This is a genomic window from Paenibacillus sp. FSL K6-1122 (assembly GCF_037977015.1).
Classification (GTDB): Bacteria; Bacillota; Bacilli; order Paenibacillales; family Paenibacillaceae; genus Paenibacillus; species Paenibacillus amylolyticus.
This window is the reverse complement of record NZ_CP150272.1, coordinates 477,523-497,043: the sequence shown is the minus strand read 5'-3', so window position 1 is coordinate 497,043 and position 19,521 is coordinate 477,523. Positions and strand designations below refer to the sequence as shown.

Below are 19,521 nucleotides of genomic sequence, written 5' to 3'. Positions count from 1 at the left end.
GAAACTAACTTTTGATTCATGCAAGATGCTTGATTATATGAAGATTTATTTTACCGTAACAGGGATCGTCACTTTTTTGTTGCCCCACTTGGCCGTGATGGACGTTTTCCCTTTGCCTACAGCCACGATCTTGCCATTTGTTACTGTCGCTACGCCCGGCTTTGTGCTGCTCCACACCGCACTGTTGGTCACAACAGTGGTCTTGCCCGTATCATACTGGGCCATCACACTCAGCGTTGTACTTCCCTGTGGGGACAAAACCAGTTTTTTCTGGCCTGTAATCAACTTTTTGAGCAAAGGTACAACGGTAACCTCTGCCTTTATTGTCTGATTTTGATAAGTTCCTGTCAAGGTGGCTTGTCCCTCGGTCAGCGTCTTAACGGTTCCATTTTTCACGATAGCTACATTTGTATTGGAAGAGGTCCATACGATCTGTTTCGAAAGGTTGATCGTTTTGCCATTTGCGTAGGTCCCGATGACCTTCAACGCCTTGGACTTCTTGATGTTCAGCTGCATTGTGGCAGGAGTGACTTCAACTTTGGTAATTTCATCCGTCACAGCAACGGGGACTTTCACAATCGTTGTTCCATATTTGCCTTGCAGCAATACTCTGCCAGGTGTAACGCCTTTGATTTTACCGTTTTCCAGCACAGCCGAAGAAGTGGATACGGACCACACAATCTCAGACGTCACATCCTCTTCCTTACCATTCGCACGGGTAATACTTACTTTCGGAAGGGTGCTTTCACTGCCTTTAACAAAACTGTAGGATTTCGGTGAAGCTTTGATGCTTTTGATCTTCTCCTGCACTTGGACAACCAACTGGGCTTTAGACCCGTCTACTTCTGCAAAAATCGTTGCTTCGCCCGCGGCCACAGCCTTGACTTTGCCTTTCACCATCGTAGCGACTGCTGCATTACTGGTGGACCAAGTCACGCCTTCGGTAACATCCTGCTTGTTATCAAAACCTTCTACCGTTGCCATCACCTGAAGCGCAGCTGTTTCGGAAACACTCATCTTCTGCGGGCTGCTATTGGTTATTTCAATCGATTTCACGTCACCGGTAGCCGCCAAGGCCAACGAAGGGACCAGTATTGTTAATGCCATAATTAGAGCAAGTGTGCCTCGAAGCGCCAGTTTGATTCTACTCATTTCTATATCCATCTCCCATAATCCAATATTTTACTTCTATTATATTATATCGGATACGAATTGCATAAAGTTGAATAACGTGAGTGAGAGTCTTGGAACAATTCATGAGATCAGCGTGTAATCGTTATAAAAACTTTTGAATTTAGCCCGACATAGTAGGAGCTTGGTTTATGTAAATACTATTTCAGTTTAAAAGGGGATGCCCATCGTCACATGCAACATGCCGTTTGGAACATCCCCTTTTTGAATTACTAAAGCGTTACCTAACCTCTCTACTTCACTTCGTCCTGCTCTGGCAAAATCAAGCTCTCGGCCCCGCCCATATAGGGCCGCAGGGCTACCGGAATGCGAATGCTTCCATCCTCCTGCTGATGATTCTCAAGCAACGGAATCAGGATACGCGGCGATGCCACCGCCGTATTATTGAGCGTGTGACAATAGGCCAACTTGCCTTCGGCATCCAGGCAACGAATATTCGAACGGCGCGCCTGAAAATCATGCAGATTCGACGACGAATGCGTTTCTCCATATGCAACGCGGCTTGGCATCCAGGTCTCGATGTCATACTGTTTATACGTTTTCTGCGACATATCTCCGGTACATACAGCGACAACACGATACGGCAGTTCCAGTAATTGCAGCAATTCTTCGGCGTGTCCCGTAATCTCTTGCAACATGCGCTCCGATTCTTCTGCATCAGGGGCACAGAGAATGACCTGCTCAACTTTGGCAAATTGGTGCACACGATACAATCCGCGCACATCCCGTCCGCCGGAGCCAACCTCACTGCGGAAACACGTCGATACCGCGGCCAACTTCACAGGCTCTTGAACATCAACAATCTCATCCGCATAATACGAGACCAGCGGCACTTCAGAAGTTCCCACCAGCCACTTGTTCTCCCCTTCAAGTTCATAGACCTGATCTCGACCTGTTGGGAAGAATCCGGTGTTCACCAGTGCGTCCTCCCTGACCATCAGCGGTACCTCCATCGGTGTGAAGCCGTGCTTCAGCAGCAGATCAAGCGCAAGTTGCTGTACTGCCCGATGTAATAACAGGCCAGCGCCTTTTAATACATAGCTTCGCGTACCACCAATCTTAACTCCACGGGGAATATCGATCAGATCATGCAACTCCCCAAGTTCTACGTGATCTTTGGTATTATACTCGAACGTTGGCACCTCTCCCACACGTCGCAGCTCTACATTATCCGCATCCGACGAGCCATTGGGGGTATCCGGGGATACGATATTGGGTACCAGCCATTGCAGCTTGGTTACTTCCTCCTGCACAGGGGCGAGCCTCGCTTCCACCTGTTCCAACTGTTCATTGATCTGTTTCACCTGAGCCCGCAAACCCTCGGCCTGTTCCCGATTCCCGGCTTGCATGAGTCTGCCAATGTCCGCGGATAACGTATTGCGCAATCTGCGTCCTTCTTCCGATTCCTGTAAAAGTGCTCTGCGTTCCTCATCCCGCTCCAGCAATGTGCGAATGTTGATCTTGATTTTTTTCCCGTCTGCTGCGGCCTGAACCTCTTCTGCATGTGCACGAATCCACTTCATTTCTAACATGGTCACCGTCTCCTTTGGCTGTAAAAATACAAAGAGCGCCCTCATCCCTTGGGACGAGGAGCGCTCTGCTCGCGGTGCCACCCAACTTGCTGAATCAGGATATCCTGCTTTCAGCCTCTTGGTCCGCGATAACGGGCGGTTCCGGTTAACTTAGGGAAATATCGCTCCCCTGGCGAAAACGCCTCCGAGTTGGATTCTCTTCAACGGCATGGTCCGATCTGTAATTGTTGTGTCTCAGTATATACGAACGCCGGACCAGATTGCAACCTTTTGTATCGATCAGGAATTCATGGCACAACTTAACACGTCCTGTTATGATAGACTTTGTCTTCAAGATTGCGCTTTATTGTGATCGTCAATTATGTATATAAGTAGAAGGAGTTCTTTATGAAAAAATTACTTTGGATCGGATGTCTGTCCTATTTCCTGATTGGACTTGCCCACGTTGTGCTCGGTTCCATTCTGCCGGTTGCACTTGAACATTACGGCAAAGATTATAGTCAGGGCGGGACGCTGATCTTTGCTCAATTTGCCGGATTCCTCGGTGGTGTATTGTTATCTCCATGGCTGAACAGACGCTTTGGTAAACGCGGGGGCCTGTTAATCGCCACTGCGTTGCTCTGTATTGCAGAATTATCCTATATGCTGTTGCCACCATGGGGCTGGATGTTCGTCATTGCACCCGCTGCCGGCTTTGGATTCGGAATGGTTGAGGCTGTTATTGGCACCATTATCATCGCTGCAATCAAAGACAATACAGCCGTTGCCATGAGTCGACTGGAAGTGTTATTCGGGATCGGGGCGATGGTCATGCCGCTCATTGCCAGCGGTCTGATTGCTGCCGGGTACTGGCGCCTTTCCTTTCTCGTTGTTGCGATCTGCGCAGCGCTGACCTTTGTTTTCTGGGCAAAAGGATCATTCGGTGAACTCGATAAGTTTCTGGAGCGACAGAATTCAAATCATGCTTCCGTAAATACGCACTCTGCTGGGACATCGGGTGAGATGCATCCCGCATCTGCAAGTACACCCAGTCCAACCTATCGTGGCCGTAACAGGACTCTTCTGGTATTATTCGTTCTGTTCTTCTTCCTATATGTTGGCACAGAAATGAGTCTTGCGAACTTCATGCCGGCGATCCTGATTGAGAAAATGAACATGAAGGAAGCCGGAGCAGCGCTTAGTGTCACCTGTTTCTGGATTGCCATGTCCGTGGGACGACTCTTCGCCGGATATATCGCAGAAAAATTCCAATACCGCGTCTATGTCCTGTACAGTTGTCTCGCATCTGTTCTTTTGTTAATGGTATTTCCATTTACAAACCAAATCTGGTCTGCATTTCTCATCATCTTACTGCTTGGACTTGCGATGTCAGGTATTTTCTCCATTGCCCTTGTCTTCGCCAGTAAACTGCTGCCCGGAACTGAAGAATCCACACCCAGCATTTTGATTGCCTCAGGTGGGGTTGGCGGTGCCATTCTGCCTTTGACCACGGGATGGAGTCTTGATCATCTGGCGGTTAATCAATCTGCATGGATGCTTGCGATCTTTGCAGTTGGCCTGCTTGTCATTAGCGTAATCACGTATCAATGGCAGAACAAACATGTGGTGGATCCAGCGACTTAACAGTTATGTGTCGTTGCAGTCCTGAGAATTAGAATTACCTATTATTGAGATTGAGATTGAAATGTCTACTGTCATGACCTGACGGTGGACATTTTTTTGTAGCGTTACTCTGTTGTAACGAACCTAGCACACGCTATTCCCCTCCATTTCTGCATGTTTGAAATCTAACGAATCCTAGAGACATTATTATAGATAATTATCTCAAATTCAAGGTCTCGTTGGAGGTTTTTTGCATAATAACGCCGCTGAGATTCGTTAGATTTTTTATTCCCTAAAAACTGGACTAATAAGGTGTCCTCGATTCGTTAGCGCTGTAATCATCGTGGCAAGTGCCCTATCTTTGCCTCTCTCTCACCTTTCATTAAAGGTGAGAATAATATCTATTCTTTTGCACAAGATTGCCCAGGAAATACTTATGGCCAACCGAATCACACACTTTTGTTAACGACAGGCATTACGGGCCCGTTATCCTTGATGAATTTACCGAATACATATCGCACGAGTGGTCCCAGAATGATTAACTGATATGGAAGCGCCAGGCTGAAGTTGCGAGCGATCGTCTGAAGATAGGTACGGAATATGGAACCCCCACTTAATTGGTCTGCAAGATACGCTGAAATCATTCCATACATGGACATGATCAGAACCATGCCAATCACCATGAAAAATGACATGACGAGCACACCTAAAATCTTGTTGGACTTGTCGAAGGGCAAGGCGAATGCAATCTTTCTCGCCACAGGACCAACAATGAAAGACTCCACCAGAAACGCAATGACAAAACATAATATGAATTGAAGCAGTATTTCAAGCGGGGACATCTTGCCGAGTAACCCACTGTGCCATAGATTGAAGAACATCATGACCAAGACCATTCCTATACACATCATTAATCCGAAAATAATTTGTTCCTTCTTGCTGGTTGGCAATTCTCTCATCCTCTCTGTTTACCTTCGTAATTATAGAGATGAGGAAACCCTTCACATAAGTGAACATTCTGTGAACAACTGTGATTTTTCCAATTTAAAACTATATTTGACAACCATGTAGTACAGCTCTATGATATCCCTTAAAATGGTAGAAACATTCACTACATAAGGAGGTTTTGATTGTGAGTTTTCAAAAGCGCATTGACCACGTCGGCATTGCCGTTCGTGATCTGGAGACCACGCTGCGTTTCTACACGGAGATCGTTGGTCTTGAATTGAAAGACCGGGTAACCCATACTAACGGCGTCATTCAGCTCGCCTTTCTCGGCTTCAATGGAAGTAACGAGACTGAGATTGAGCTAATTCAAGGATACAGCGACAAGCTGCCTTCCGAAGGTACGGTGCACCATTTTGCGATCCACGTGGATGATCTTGATTCTGAGTACAAACGCATTCAATCCACCGAAGCCGAATTTATCGATGGAGAGATTATTACACTACCTAACGGTTACCGCTATTTCTTCATCTATGGACCTGAAAAGGAATGGATTGAGTTCTTCCAGCGCTAAGAAATGGAGCTGATTTCATGAACATTTTAATTACCGGCGCAGCCGGAAAAATTGGACGTGACTTGTCCCAACACTTGTCAGAGACATTTCACCTGCGACTAACGGATTTGAATATCGACAGACTGCATACGTATCAAGGGACAGGCCATGAGATCATGACACTGGATGTGACAGACCCCGAAGCCTGTCAGCATGCTTGCGAAGGCATGGATGTGGTTGTACATCTGGCGGGAGATCCTTCCCCGCATGCCGGATTTTATGAATCGTTGTTGGACATCAATATCAAAGGCACATTTAATGTATTCCGTGCAGCCAAGGACCAAGGTGTACGAAGAGTCATTCTGGCAAGCAGTGCACAGACGATTGAGGGGTATCCCATTGATGCTCAGGTCTATCCGGACATGCCGACACGCCCACGGAATTTGTACGGGGTTAGCAAATGTTTTGGAGAATCGCTCGCTTCCTATTTTGCGTATACCGAAGGTTTACAAAGTGTTGCGGTGCGTATAGGTGCATATGATGATTTTCAACCGGACGGACCCGTGCTGGAGGCAAGGGATATGAGCGCGTATATTAGTCCAGCTGACTTGTGTGATTTGATGTTCAAAGCAATTACAACTACCGATCTGGAACCCTTCACCATACTGCATGGGATCTCGAATAATCGGTTTAAACGATTAAATCTGGAAACCACTCAGAAACAGGTAGGTTATGACCCAAAATCCGATGCTTTTGCACTCAGTCAGATTGCCTTATATGATTCCCCACGATAATTATTGAAAATAACACATCCAAACAGGCTGTTATACATATGTATAACGGCCTGTTTGATAACTTATACGTGTCCCTATCCAGTTCATGACTGGACACGTTCCACCGGCTGGCCTATAATTACACCTAGTAATGCCCGTAACTTCATAGTTTCCCAGGGGAGTCGGAATTGGCCGGCTGAGAGTGTATCCCACCAAGATACTAACCCTTAGACCTGATCTGGATCATGCCAGCGTAGGAATCGGAGTATATCGAAATGGCACAGCCCTATGGCTGAACGCCACCTCTCTAACGCCTGCACGCGTCCCGGAATACGGGGCGCTTTTTTAATGTTCTTTTATATAGCCAGAGAGCTAAAAAAAGTGACGTTATCCAGATCTCAACTGGTATAAATCTGTCGATTTATGCAAGATGATTGGATATGAAGCCAAGGAGTACCCCGTGCCAATCGGCCGGACATACCGAAGGAGAGAACCACAGATGAAATGGCGTAAAACGATGGGATTGTTGCTCTTATGCGTGCTTATGGTGACTGTAGCCGCATGTGGTGGCAAAGAAGCTGCCCCAGCTGGGCAGAACGGCAACACAAATACGGAAAGCAGCAACGAAGGTGACACTGCCGCCCTGAAAGATATTAAAGTGGTGCTCGACTGGACACCAAATACGAATCATACCGGCCTGTATGCAGCTGTAGATCAAGGTTTTTATAAAGCCGAAGGCTTGAACGTGGAGATTGTACAACCAGGTGCCGGTGGCGCAGATACAATGGTTGCCTCCAATGAAGTGCCTTTTGGCGTAAGTTATCAGGAGAGTGTAACTCAAGCCCGCACACAGGGTCTTCCATTGGTCTCCATCGCAGCAGTTATTCAGCATAATACATCTGGTTTCGCTGCTCCGGCGGATCGGAATATCAAGTCACCGAAAGATTTTGAAGGTAAAACCTATGGCGGTTGGGGTTCCCCAGTCGAAGAAGCCGTGATGCAATCCATTATGGAAGGCGACGGAGCCGATGTATCCAAAGTGAAAAACATTAATATGGGTGACGCCGACTTTTTCACCGCAGTAAAACGGGACATTGATTTTGCGTGGATTTTCTACGCCTGGACGGGGATTGAAGCCGAACTGCGCGGGGAACCGATCGACATGTTATATGTGAAGGATTATTCAGATGCACTGGATTATTACACGCCTGTCCTCGTAACAAACGAGCAAACGATCCAAAACGACCCTGAGTTGGTGAAAGCATTCCTGAAAGCCACTTCAGAAGGATATCAATACGCAATTGATCATCCCGAAGACGCAGCGAACATTCTGATCAAGGCCGTACCGGATCTGGACAAAGACCTCGTACTGGCAAGCCAGAAGTGGCTTAGTCCCAAGTACACAGATGACGCCCCGCGCTGGGGTGAGCAAAAACAGAAAGTGTGGCAGAACTACACCGACTGGATGTTTAGCAAAAAACTGCTCGATGAACAGATCGATGTGAGCAAGGCATATACGAACGAGTTTTTACCCCAATAAAATTTCTCATATAAAACGAACTTAATATTTACACGATGACGGAGAGGACAGAAATAACGTGAAAAAGCGAAGCGGTCGCCTTTATCACCGGATTTTCCCTTTAGAGAAAGGGAATCAAAAAAATCTGGGGATAACAGCGATTGGAAGGTTATTCTGTCATCGAAGTGGCAAGTGTAACAGTCATTAGTTCATTTTATTTATCACGAAAGGAGCCGTGATCTCTCATGGCAAGCACACTACTTAGCATTCAAGTTATTCCCAAAACGCCAAATGGCGAGAACTCTTATCCTTACGTTGATCGCGCCATTGAAGTTATTCAGCAATCCGGCCTGAAATATCAGGTGAACGCGCTCGACACCACAATGGAGGGGGAACTGGAGGAACTGCTGGAAGTTGTACGTAAAATGCACGAGGTACTTGTGGAGGCTGGCAGCCCAAGCATCATCTCCCAGATCAAAATCGCCCATAGCCCTACTGGCTTCAGCATGGATACCCTGACGGAGAAGTATCGCTAATGCCTGCCTATTTCAAAAGTGTATGGCCGCCCATTGTGGCGGTTATTCTCTTTATAGCGATATGGCAGGGAGCCGTCTCCCTCTTCCATATTGAGAAATGGATGCTGCCTGCACCGTCCGACATCGCCCGCGAAGCGGCAACCCAGGCCGAACGACTTGGCATGCACGCTTCTGCAACCATTCAGTTAACGCTGATTGGATTCGCCGCTGGAACAGCGGTTGGATTACTGATTGCGATGGTGCTGCATTTAGTCCCTTTTCTCAAGTCAGCCCTGTATCCTTTACTTATTCTTAGTCAAAATATCCCAACCATTGCGCTCGCACCGCTCCTGTTAATCTGGTTTGGATTCGGGCTGTTGCCAAAGCTGATTACGATCATCCTGGTATGTTTCTTCCCCGTTGCAGTGGCGGCCATGGATGGCTTGACCCGTACTGACGCCGCGATGATGAACTATATGCGCATGGCTGGTGCGAAACGTCACCATATCTTCTGGAAGCTGGAGCTCCCCCATGCGCTGCCATCCGTGTTCTCCGGTGTCAAAATTGCCGCTACCTATAGCGTGATGGGTGCCATCATCGCCGAATGGATTGGTGCAGACAAGGGTATTGGTTATTATATGATGCTGCAAAAGTCGGCTTATCGCACCGATCGTCTATTCGTGGCGATCATGATTATTGTCGCGCTCAGCTTGCTGCTCTTCCTGTTCATTGCCCTGCTGGAGAAGCTGCTCGTGCGCTGGCGGCCACAGAAGCGATAATAAAGAAGTAATCTGTATATTAGGAAGTGATGACCATATGAATCGGCAACAGGACGAACAAGTCCAGCCTGGACGAGGAGCACACGCAGTGGAGCCAACGCACGGTGAAAAGTTAAACTCGGCTACGCCTAATCGACCTGCCAATACGACTCCTGCTCCGGTTCCACCTGCACTGGACGTTGTTAATGTTCATGCATCATTCCGTGAACGGCGCAGCAAGCTACCGGTTCTGAACGGCCTGTCCCTGACTGTGGAGCAAGGCGAGTTTGTTGCTATCGTTGGTCCATCCGGCTGTGGCAAAAGCACCCTGTTCCATATCATCGGCGGTCTGCTGAAGCCACAGGAAGGCCAAGTGCTCATGAATGGTCATAATGTGACGGGCCAACGTGGCAAGATCAGTTATATGCCGCAACAGCCCGCTCTTTTCCCTTGGCGTACCATTGAAGACAATGTACTGCTTGCTGGAGAAGTGGCTTCAAATGCACCCCCTCGGGTCGAAGCACTTGCAGAAGCTCGTAAGTGGTTAAGTAGCGTGGGTCTTGCCGGGTTTGAGAAAGCCTATCCTCACATGCTGTCGGGCGGAATGCAGCAGCGTGCTGCATTTTTGCGCGCCCTGCTCAGTCCGCAGGAACTCATGCTGCTGGACGAACCTTTCAGCGCGCTGGATGCACTGACACGTAGTGACATGCAGCGCTGGCTGCTCGATATCTGGGAACAGAACCGCCGCTCGGTGCTGTTCATCACCCATAACATTGAAGAAGCATTGCTGCTAGCGGATCGGGTCTATGTATTATCCAACCGACCTGCAACAGTGTTGCACGAGGTACATGTTCCTTTTGATCGCCCAAGACGAGAAGAAATTACGGAGGAATCCGCTTTTCTGGAGCGTAAACGGCAGATTGCACAGTGGATGAGAGAAGAACAACAGAAAGCCCGCCTATCATAATAGCGCGGGTTTTTAAGTTATTAATTCCCTTTAATGGGTGATCCACCACAAGAAATTCCGCGTAACATAGTTAGAATATAAATGAACACAAGGAGGAATTCCCTCGTGCATTCTCAAGCTTTCGCACCATTAATTGATGCTCATATTCACTTCGATCAGTATACCCCTGACGAACAACGCGAGATGCTGTTATCTTTCCCGTCTCAGCAGGTCGAAGCAGTCATTGCCGTGTCCATGAGTCTCGCTTCTGCCCAGGCCAATCTCGAGCATGCAAAAAAACATCCACGTAACATCTATCCGGCCTTCGGTTTCCATCCGGAACAGGAACTGCCGTCCATTGCAGAAATGGACCTCTTCTTCCAATGGATCGAGAAGCATATGGGACAAGCCACAGCCATAGGAGAAGTTGGCCTTCCCTATTACAATCGTCAGGAAGCGGAGCAGGCAGGGCAACGCTTCGATCAGAGCGGGTACATTGAACTGCTTGAACGTTTCATCCAACTTGCCAAAAAGCATAACAAACCACTTGTCCTTCATGCGGTATACGATGATGCGGATATCGTCTGTGATTTGCTGGAGCAATATCAGTTCCGACGTGCTCATTTCCACTGGTTCAAAGGTTCTCGCCAAACCGTAAGGCGCATGGCGGACAACGGTTATTTCATTTCCTTCACGCCGGATATTCGGTATGAAGAAGAGATTCGTGAACTCGCCCGGCAATATCCATCGGAACAAGTGATGGCCGAGACCGACGGACCGTGGCCCTTCGAAGGACCATTTCAGGGACGAATGACACACCCGGCCATGACCAGACAGGTCATCCAGGCATGGAGCGAAATCACTGGCATGGGAACCGAGCGGGCCGCCCGGCTCTTTTATCAGAACACAAAGCGTTTCTATGGCTTAACTTGAGTACAATCAGGTAACAGCAAGTACTATCGCTTGTCCTGCCAGCACAACACAAAGAAGCCAGTCGGCTTCGCCACCGACTGACTTCTAGTCTACTATATAACTTATCGCTTCAAGAATCCTTTGCCTTCCAGGAACGGTCTCACTTGCAACCGTGTCGGCTCAGTCAGGCGCTTCGCCATCAGTTCGGACCATGGAGTCGTTCTTTCACCATTAGTCCGTTCTTTCATGTACGCCGTCGTTGTCTCATCATACTGCTCAACACCTTTGATGCTCTGCTCGGCATTATAACGATTATGATGAAGAACTGCATCCAGTGGCAGACGCGGCCGAATTCCCGTTTCCTGATCTGCAACACCAATACACATGCCATACACCGGATATACCCCTTCCGGCAATCCCAACAGCGCAGCAACTTCCTCAATCCGGGTACGAAGCCCGCCTATATATACAATTCCGAACCCTAGTGACTCTGCCGCAAGAGCGGCATTCTGGGAAGCAAGTGCAGCATCAATCGTGGCTACCATGAAATTCTCGGTTGAATCGGCATACGATTCCTTCTCAGGAAGATGACGATTCGCAGCATCACTCAGCCGATACAGATCAGCACACCATACAAGAAATACCGGACATTCATTGACATAGGCCTGGTTACCTGCCAATTCAGCCAGCTTGGCTTTTTGCTCTAAGTCAGTCACAGCAATTACGGTATATGCTTGCACACTACTTGAAGAGGAAGCCATCTGCCCAGCCGCTACGATAGCTGCAAGCTGCTCATCACTTACCGGGTCTGGCTTGTATTTGCGTACAGAGCGGTGTTTCATCATCAACTCAATGGTTTCATTCATGGCTGTTCACTCCCAATCCTCGTAGTACGAACTCAATTGTCTGCTCAGCAAGCTCGTCTGTATTCATATCCTGATAATCAAAGCCAAATCGTGAATTCTTGGCCCGTTTGTGCGCCAAAGCCACACCCATAACCTGAAGCATCGCATAAGATACGGACTCGACCTGGAACAATCCCTGGTCTTTTCCTTCTTGCAACAGGTCCCTCACTCGGGTCCATACAGGGTCTAGAAAACGAAATACGGTTGCTGTACGATGTGTACGCAGTGTAATTTCAAGTTGCACAATATCGCTCATCTCCCGATCCGTCATCGTGAACTTCACAACTTCACCAATAATTCGTCGGATACCTTCCACAGGCGAGGACATGGACTCTTCAGCCAGCGCGTTCATCATATGCCCAGGGAAGAAATGCTCAAATAATGCTTCGAACACCTTTTCTTTGCCGCCAAAATGATAAGACACCAGCGACACATTGGCACCTGCCTCATCACATATTTGACGAACACTCGTCCCGTCATACCCCTGCTGTGCAAAAAGCTTCTTGGCTGCAAGCAATATCCTCGTTTTGATATCCAACTCCGGTTCAGTCATTCCGTCCCGCTCCCTCTTGTCCGTTCATCTCATTCGCTCCAGCTCAAGGACTGCAGCCAGCGAATCATTTGTCTATTATATTACACCAAGCACCCCGATGAAAATCATCGGGGTGCTTGTCCTATCCTATGATGCAATGGTATACATCTGCTGTATTAGTTGTTTGCTTGAGCAGGGCTTGGAGCCATAGCTGGCATGCGTTGTTTTTTCAACAACGTCACGACCAGTGACAACGCAACGGCAACCAACAGTACAATCACGATAGAGCCCGCAGCAGACTGAACTCCTGGGCCTCCCAACTGCACGCTCAGAATACCCTGAACGGCGTATGTTGCAGGCAGGTACTGCCCAATGCCGCTATAGAAGCTGTTCAGCAATTCACGCGGTACCATTGCACCGGAAGATACCAGTTGCAAGGACAGTGAGATGATGTTGAACAGACTTCCCGCAGGTCCGAAGCAGATCAGGAAGAACTGGGAGAAGAACATGAACGTGCACAGGAAGAGCGCCTGGAACAACCAGAATGCAACGAATCCTTGTGCAATCTGTCCTCCCAGTGCCACAATCAGTGAAGATCCCAGCAAGGAAACGACCAATGCAGAACCCACGTTAATGACTACTCTCGCGCCAAACAAAGTCAATCGGGAATAGGTAGATGACAGCATACCCATGGCTGTCTGGAGGTTCATCCCCATGATCATGGCACCTACATAGGAAGCCAGTACCATCATCATCGGCACCATCTGATTATTCATCCCGTTAACCGGGTTGATGGACGTTGTCGTTCCTTCCACTCGGGTAGTCAGGTTTGTAGCGGCTTCAGCAGCCTGATCGGCAGGTGCACCTGAAGCGGTTAACACCGTCTGTACTCCTTGTGCTGTAGCTTGTTTGTTAATCGTGTTTGTCACACTTTGTGATACACCTTGCATCATGCTTTTGATCGTAACCGGGTTCGCTTCATTAATGGTGTATTTAATCTCGGCGGTTGAGCCAGCCGTCTGAAGCAATTCGTTAAACCCAGCCGGGATATCCAGCACCATGTGTACTTGGTGATGATTCAGCTGATCCAAAGCTTCAGCCGCACTTAGATTGGATACGGTATGGAAAGGCAGTGTTCCTGCGAGCGAATCTGCGATTCCTTTGGACATTTCGCCGTCCTCGTTCACAATCGCAACCGTCAATTCTTTCGCACGGTCATTTACTCCAGAATATGCGGTCATCCAGATCACGCTAAAGATCACTTGGAACATAAGTGCTGTTACGATCCCTACAATCACTGGCGGTTTTTTAAACAATGTACGTAAAGCCTGTAACATAAAAGGTGTCCTCCATTACTCAAATAGTTCTAATTTGATTTAAACAGTTGTTTGAATCAAACGATCGTTTAAATTTTATGTGAATATGTCCATATTGTCAACTCATTTTTTGAAAAATTCAGAAAACGTAAGCTTTATTCATGAATACAATTGATCCATTTTCACAAAAGTGCATTATGCTTTCCTTTCTCCGTAGAAAAGAACATCTAATACCAACGATTCAGGCTTACTTTCTAGCGACTCAACTGTATTTTTCTCAACAAAAAACACGGTCCGCCGCAGCGAACCGCGTATTTATTCATCCTCACTTCATTGACAATGACGCGTTGATTATATCTCCAAACAAAGGTCGGTCAGTCATTTCTCTTCAGCTTCATGCGTTGCAGACGTAGGGAATTCAGGACAACCGACACGGAGCTGAACGCCATTGCCGCCCCTGCCAGCCATGGAGCCAAGAAGCCAACTGCCGCAATAGGAATACCAATCACGTTGTATCCGAGTGCCCAGAACAAGTTTTGTTTGATGTTCCCCATCGTGCGCCGGCTCATCTCAATGGCATCTGCAATACTGTTCAGATCACCACGCATCAACGTAATATCCGCCGCTTCCATCGCTACATCCGTTCCTGTTCCGATCGCCATCCCAATATCCGCTGTAGCGAGTGCCGGAGCATCATTAATGCCGTCACCTACCATCGCGACTTTCAGGCCACTCTCCTGAAGTTTCTTCACTTCCGCAGCTTTACCCTCCGGCAGAACCTCAGCCAATACTTTACCGATCCCTGCCTGTTCAGCTACAGCGCGAGCTGTTCGCTCATTGTCTCCCGTAATCATGATGACATCGATCCCCATCGCCTGAAGACGACCGATGGCTTCACGAGAGGTATCCTTGATGGTGTCAGCCACAGCCACGATCCCTGCCCACTGACCATCTACCGCTACCAGCATCGCTGTACGCCCTTGTTCCTCCAGACGGTTCATCTGCTGAACGGTTTCCTCAGAGACATTCACCTGTGCATCTGCAAGCAAACGACGCGTGCCGACCAGGATCTCCTGCCCTTTTACTGAAGCTCGCACGCCGTATCCCGGTATGTTCTCGAACTTCTCTGTTGGGGTTAGCTCCAGACCCTTGGCACGAATACCTGCAACAATCGCCTCTGCCAGCGGATGCTCGGAACTCTGTTCGGCCGCTCCCACTCGCTCAAGCAGACCAGATTCCGTCCAATTCGGAGCCGTGACAACATCGGTAAGGACCGGTTTACCTTGGGTTACTGTACCTGTTTTGTCGAGCACCACGGTCTGAATTTGTTGTGCCGACTCCAGATGTTCGCCGCCCTTGAACAGAATGCCATATTCAGCCGCACGTCCTGATCCAGCCATGACAGAAGTCGGCGTTGCCAGCCCTAGTGCACATGGACAAGCAATGACAAGCACGGCAATCGCTTTTTCAAGGGAACCGGCGAAGTCACCCGGACTTGCAAACAGATACCAGATCAGGAATGTCAGCGCAGCTATGCCGACAACAATCGGAACAAAAATGCCTGAAATGACATCTGCGATCCGCTGGATCGGTGCTTTGGAGCCCTGAGCTTGCTCGACTACTTTAATAATCTGGGACAAAGCCGTGTCCGAGCCCACTCGGGTCGCACGCAGTCGTAATACCCCGTTTTTGTTCAGCGTAGCACCTGTAACGGGATCTCCTGGCTTTTTATCCACGGGAAGGCTCTCTCCACTAAGCATGGATTCATCTACTGAGGATTGCCCTTCTTCAACGATACCATCCACCGGGATGCTATCACCCGGCTTCACCAGAACCAAGTCACCCACCGCGACATATGCGGCAGGAACCATCACTTCCTGTCCATCCCGGATGACACGGGCTTCACGTGGAGCCAGTTCAATCAGGCTTTTAATCGCCTGTGAAGAGCGACCTTTCGCCACAGCTTCGAACCATTTTCCAAGCAAAATTAACGTAATCAGAATTGCACTTGTCTCATAATAGAGTTCTACCGAAGGCATGGCGGCTGTGTTCGTTCCCATTGCCCCATGATCCATGGTTGTAGAAGGTAAGTACCCACTGGATAACGTCAGATAGAGACTGTAAAAAAACGCTGCACTGGTACCCAATGCGACGAGAACGTCCATATTGGCACTGCGGTTACGTAGGGCTTTGTACGCCCCCACATAGAATTGCCATCCAATCACGAACTGTACCGGCGTTGCCAGCAGTAGCTGGAACCAAGGGTTCATGAACAGCTCTGGGACATAGATTCCGGATGTGAACGAGAAATGCCCGACCATTGCCCACAGCAAAGGAATCGATAACAACGCAGATATCATCCATTTCCACTTTTTGCGTTGCAGCTCACGTTCACGAACCGATGTAGTCTCTTCTTGTGTCAATTGCAGTTCAGCACCGTAGCCCATCTGCTTGATCTTGGCGGTAATATCCGAAGGTTTCAATGCACCAGCGGCATATTCGATATGCCCTGTTTCCAGCGCCAGATTCACATTCGCCTGAGATACCCCCGGTAGTCGGGAAAGACCTTTTTCAATCCGGGCAGAACAAGCAGCACACGTCATACCCGTGATGTTCAGATCAACCGATTCGGACACCGTACCGTAGCCAAGCGCCTCTACTTTATCCCGCAACGCGTTCACGTTAGTTGTCTTTGGATCATAAGATACGGTTGCCTGTTCGATGGCAAGGTTCACATTGGCCTGATGCACCCCTTCCATGCGGGACAAGCCCTTCTCCACTCGTGTCGAACATGCAGCACAGGTCATCCCCGTGATGTGCAGTGTTGCCTTCAGTCCTGGTGCTTCTGCCATAGGTGCCATTGGTGTGGGTTCGGATGATCTATCCATTGGTTTATTCGTTGAGTTATCCATCATGTCAGCTCCTTTCATGTCGTTTCAATTTTTGTATGTTACACCCAACATACCCCCAAGGGGTATATATCAGACAGAAAATTAGGCTTAAACCTGACTCTTGGGAAAAGGTACTCTGACCTCTTTTTCGCCCATGAGCATGTTCGGTTTAAGCCTGTAATCCCGTTAGACTACATCGTATCCCTGATCTTCAATGGCAGCTTTGATCTGATCCACGTTCACCGTCTGCTCATCATATTCCACCGCTACCGTTCCCGCTGCCAGATCAACCTTACCACTCGCACCGGTATTCTTTACAGCTTCTTCAACCGACTTCACACAGTGATTGCAAGACATTCCCGTAACGTTCAACGTAACATTAGACATTCTAAATTCCTCCTTGGGGTATATTAAAATGATAAAATTAAATATGTGAATTGATTCAGCTTACTTCATTAACTTCCGCATCGTAACCAGCAGTTCATCCACAACCTCATGTTCACCAGCCTGAATACGCTCAACGATACAGCTCTTCATATGGCCTTCAAGCAAAAGTTTACCTACTGAATTAAGAGCAGACTGAGCCGCCGCAATCTGCGTCAGCACATCATCACAGTACGTATCCTTCTCGATCAATCCCTTGATCCCGCGAATCTGACCTTCCACACGGTTCAAACGAGAAACCAGGTTACTCTTCATCTCCTGCGAATGGTGACTCTTGCGCACATGCTTCCCATCACTGCCCTCGGCATGACAAGATACTGCTTCTTGGACTGTAGCCAAAGCTTCCGTTGAATCTGACTTGGAGGATTGCAAAGGTTCCTCGGGATGGCTCTGATGATCCATCATGAACACCCCTTTTCTTTCGTTCTTTTCCAAGAGTAACATACCCCATGGGGGTATTCAAGAGTATTCTGATATTTTGTTAAAAATGGATGAATCCCTCCTAATTAAATAGGGCGATGCATCTTACAAGGTATACTCCATCCTGCTACTGCGGACAACAAGACCCATCTGTTCATAGAAAGCCTGTGCCCCAGAGTTAAACGTCGACACGGATAATTCCACGCTGTCTGCCTGAAGCTCTCTCCCTAACTCGATGAATGCTTGTAGTAACTGTTTACCTGTTCCTTGGCCCCGATGTTTGTTATCCACTACAAGTTCATGGATGTACAACATCTTGCGATCCACCATCAATGGGTTATCCTGAATTACACTTAACTGCGCGCTCCCGTAACCCAGAATCAAGCCCGTTTCGGAAGACTCGGCAACATATAGGTAACGCTTGTCCGTTTCCAGCAGTTCGATGAACTCCTTTTTCTCCATTCTAGTCTCCAACGCTCTGTATAGATCCGGCCGCGCCTCGACATGCATCTGGTGCAGCTCATCCATCAACAATGACACGCCAGAGTAGTCCCTCATTTCTGCCTTTCGGATGTTAATCGTACCTGTACTCATCCCAATCACTCTTTCGTCTACTGAATTTTACATTATTATACAACCAAAAAGCAGATACCATAAGGGTACCTGCTTCGCTAAATTTATCTTCATTCCATCTAGCCCAGATGATGCTCATGTTGTTTATTTTTTCGAAGAAGTATTTCCTTCATTAAAAGCAACAGGTGATGGCTTCGCTGCCCATTCGTCCGCCTGCGGCTCAATGTCTACTCCGCTCAAAATCTTCTTTTTCTCCATCAAGGAATCCCCGTCTTCATCCAACTTGTTGCGAATTTCCGCCTCGTCCTGAGGTTGATTGTTCTGTGTCATCATAGAGTCCTCCCTTTTTTCGTATTCATGTTGATGTTCCTTTATATAACGTGCCCACTTTCTGCATTATCATTCTCTTCGAGGATCAGGCCTTTCCCAAGTTAAGCTAAATCTATCTCTAAACCCTTTCGTTAATCGAAATCAACCTGTTTATCCAAAATGATTTCCTCTACTTTGTATTCCATCTCTGGTATTGAGGGAATCAAGGAGAATCGAACGTTTTCCAGAGAAGAAGGAAGGGCAGGAACCACTCGGAAACTAATTTGCGTCTCCCCACCTCCTCCACGACTGCCATGTCTCATGGTGATATATCTCTGTTCGCTGAATATTTCCAGAGCCAAATGTGGAACCATTTGTATACGCTCAGCCTCATTCCCCTTATATTGAATCTCCACATAAACGAGGCTTTCACCTTCATATTGCATCGAATGCGTGATCATATACTCACACGAATCTTTAATCATTTTTTTCATAATCGGCACCACACTCGTCAATTGAAGAGGTTCACTTGGAAAGTAATGTCTTTGCGGCATCGGTTGCACGCTACGGAGAACATATCGGATATCTTCCTCCTTCATATCCAGTAAGCTCACCCATTCATCGATGGTATTTTGAGGAGGTTGGTATTGGACTGCTCCGGTTATATCCTTTCTGGCTGCAACCAGTTTCAGAAGTTGTTCATCAATCCGCTGTACCTCATCGCTGTATTCATTAGGAATTTCACGTAATTCACTCCAGCCCATATTTAATCACTCTCCTAATTTAATGACATGCCATGCAAATACAATTCGCTACTGTACCTGCATCTCCCTCTTAAAAAGGAAAGGACGCCCCTTGGGTCATATTCATGACCTTACGGGACGC

20 protein-coding genes and 1 riboswitch are annotated in these 19,521 nt (G+C 47.9%); of the genes, 8 read left to right on the top strand and 12 right to left on the bottom strand.

From position 1 onward, the window contains the following. Positions 1–45: 45 nt before the first annotated feature. Positions 46–1,152, bottom strand: coding sequence for an Ig-like domain-containing protein (locus tag NSQ20_RS02345; RefSeq protein WP_047840367.1), 1,107 nt, complete (start codon positions 1,150–1,152; stop codon positions 46–48). A 272-nt stretch (positions 1,153–1,424) separates the two neighbouring features. Next, entirely contained in the window at positions 1,425–2,723 is a 1,299-nt protein-coding gene (gene serS, locus NSQ20_RS02340; RefSeq protein ID WP_047840368.1) for a serine--tRNA ligase, read from the bottom strand. A 387-nt stretch (positions 2,724–3,110) separates the two neighbouring features. Here serS and NSQ20_RS02335 point away from each other — a divergent pair, with 387 nt between their 5' ends. Next, positions 3,111–4,346 (top strand): MFS transporter, encoded by a 1,236-nt coding sequence (locus NSQ20_RS02335; RefSeq protein ID WP_340031732.1) that lies wholly within the window; start codon positions 3,111–3,113, stop codon positions 4,344–4,346. Positions 4,347–4,774: 428 nt separating this feature from the next. Here NSQ20_RS02335 and NSQ20_RS02330 read toward each other — a convergent pair whose 3' ends face one another. Continuing rightward, the gene (locus NSQ20_RS02330) at positions 4,775–5,284 is read right to left on the bottom strand and encodes a hypothetical protein (RefSeq protein ID WP_340031731.1); all 510 of its coding nucleotides are present in this window, start codon (positions 5,282–5,284) and stop codon (positions 4,775–4,777) included. A gap of 173 nt (positions 5,285–5,457) precedes the next feature. Here NSQ20_RS02330 and NSQ20_RS02325 point away from each other — a divergent pair, with 173 nt between their 5' ends. From NSQ20_RS02325 to NSQ20_RS02295, 7 genes are all read left to right on the top strand, one after another. Continuing rightward, positions 5,458–5,844 (top strand): VOC family protein, encoded by a 387-nt coding sequence (locus tag NSQ20_RS02325; protein WP_076253877.1) that lies wholly within the window; start codon positions 5,458–5,460, stop codon positions 5,842–5,844. Positions 5,845–5,861: 17 nt separating this feature from the next. After that, positions 5,862–6,617, top strand: a complete 756-nt coding sequence (locus NSQ20_RS02320; protein WP_340031730.1) for an NAD(P)-dependent oxidoreductase — start codon at positions 5,862–5,864, stop codon at positions 6,615–6,617. A 144-nt stretch (positions 6,618–6,761) separates the two neighbouring features. Further along, positions 6,762–6,874: riboswitch (TPP riboswitch) on the top strand. Positions 6,875–7,095: 221 nt separating this feature from the next. Next, positions 7,096–8,136: an ABC transporter substrate-binding protein gene (locus NSQ20_RS02315; protein ID WP_340031729.1), complete on the top strand. Its 1,041-nt coding sequence runs from the start codon at positions 7,096–7,098 to the stop codon at positions 8,134–8,136. 224 nt (positions 8,137–8,360) lie between these two features. Next, positions 8,361–8,651 carry a thiamine-binding protein gene (locus tag NSQ20_RS02310; RefSeq protein ID WP_017690996.1) on the top strand — a complete coding sequence of 97 codons (291 nt, stop codon included), beginning with the start codon at positions 8,361–8,363 and terminating at the stop codon, positions 8,649–8,651. Then, a complete protein-coding gene (locus NSQ20_RS02305; protein WP_017690997.1) occupies positions 8,651–9,409 on the top strand; it encodes an ABC transporter permease in 759 nt (252 codons plus the stop codon). The genes NSQ20_RS02310 and NSQ20_RS02305 overlap by 1 nt, the downstream gene beginning before the upstream one ends. Positions 9,410–9,446: 37 nt before the next feature. After that, entirely contained in the window at positions 9,447–10,355 is a 909-nt protein-coding gene (locus NSQ20_RS02300; protein WP_340031728.1) for an ABC transporter ATP-binding protein, read from the top strand. Positions 10,356–10,436: 81 nt separating this feature from the next. Beyond that, positions 10,437–11,267, top strand: coding sequence for a TatD family hydrolase (locus NSQ20_RS02295; RefSeq protein WP_340031727.1), 831 nt, complete (start codon positions 10,437–10,439; stop codon positions 11,265–11,267). Between the two features lie 101 nt (positions 11,268–11,368). Here the strand turns inward: NSQ20_RS02295 and nfsA are convergent, their stop codons facing one another. The 9 genes from nfsA to NSQ20_RS02250 form a co-directional block, all read right to left on the bottom strand. Next, entirely contained in the window at positions 11,369–12,112 is a 744-nt protein-coding gene (gene nfsA, locus NSQ20_RS02290) for an oxygen-insensitive NADPH nitroreductase (RefSeq protein ID WP_340031726.1), read from the bottom strand. Then, positions 12,105–12,704 (bottom strand): TetR family transcriptional regulator, encoded by a 600-nt coding sequence (locus NSQ20_RS02285; protein ID WP_076319536.1) that lies wholly within the window; start codon positions 12,702–12,704, stop codon positions 12,105–12,107. Before NSQ20_RS02285 ends, nfsA begins: the two co-directional genes overlap by 8 nt. Positions 12,705–12,859: 155 nt before the next feature. Continuing rightward, positions 12,860–14,020 (bottom strand): ABC transporter permease, encoded by a 1,161-nt coding sequence (locus NSQ20_RS02280; protein ID WP_036673157.1) that lies wholly within the window; start codon positions 14,018–14,020, stop codon positions 12,860–12,862. Between the two features lie 353 nt (positions 14,021–14,373). After that, positions 14,374–16,860 (bottom strand): heavy metal translocating P-type ATPase, encoded by a 2,487-nt coding sequence (locus tag NSQ20_RS02275; protein ID WP_340032980.1) that lies wholly within the window; start codon positions 16,858–16,860, stop codon positions 14,374–14,376. A 216-nt stretch (positions 16,861–17,076) separates the two neighbouring features. Then, a complete protein-coding gene (locus NSQ20_RS02270) occupies positions 17,077–17,277 on the bottom strand; it encodes a copper ion binding protein (protein WP_017691004.1) in 201 nt (66 codons plus the stop codon). Positions 17,278–17,337: 60 nt separating this feature from the next. Continuing rightward, positions 17,338–17,769: a metal-sensitive transcriptional regulator gene (locus NSQ20_RS02265; RefSeq protein WP_340031725.1), complete on the bottom strand. Its 432-nt coding sequence runs from the start codon at positions 17,767–17,769 to the stop codon at positions 17,338–17,340. Between the two features lie 90 nt (positions 17,770–17,859). Continuing rightward, positions 17,860–18,348: a GNAT family N-acetyltransferase gene (locus NSQ20_RS02260; protein WP_100528171.1), complete on the bottom strand. Its 489-nt coding sequence runs from the start codon at positions 18,346–18,348 to the stop codon at positions 17,860–17,862. A gap of 123 nt (positions 18,349–18,471) precedes the next feature. After that, positions 18,472–18,657: a hypothetical protein gene (locus tag NSQ20_RS02255; RefSeq protein ID WP_036616704.1), complete on the bottom strand. Its 186-nt coding sequence runs from the start codon at positions 18,655–18,657 to the stop codon at positions 18,472–18,474. 131 nt (positions 18,658–18,788) lie between these two features. Continuing rightward, positions 18,789–19,400 carry a hypothetical protein gene (locus NSQ20_RS02250; protein ID WP_339196663.1) on the bottom strand — a complete coding sequence of 204 codons (612 nt, stop codon included), beginning with the start codon at positions 19,398–19,400 and terminating at the stop codon, positions 18,789–18,791. Positions 19,401–19,521: the final 121 nt, after the last annotated feature.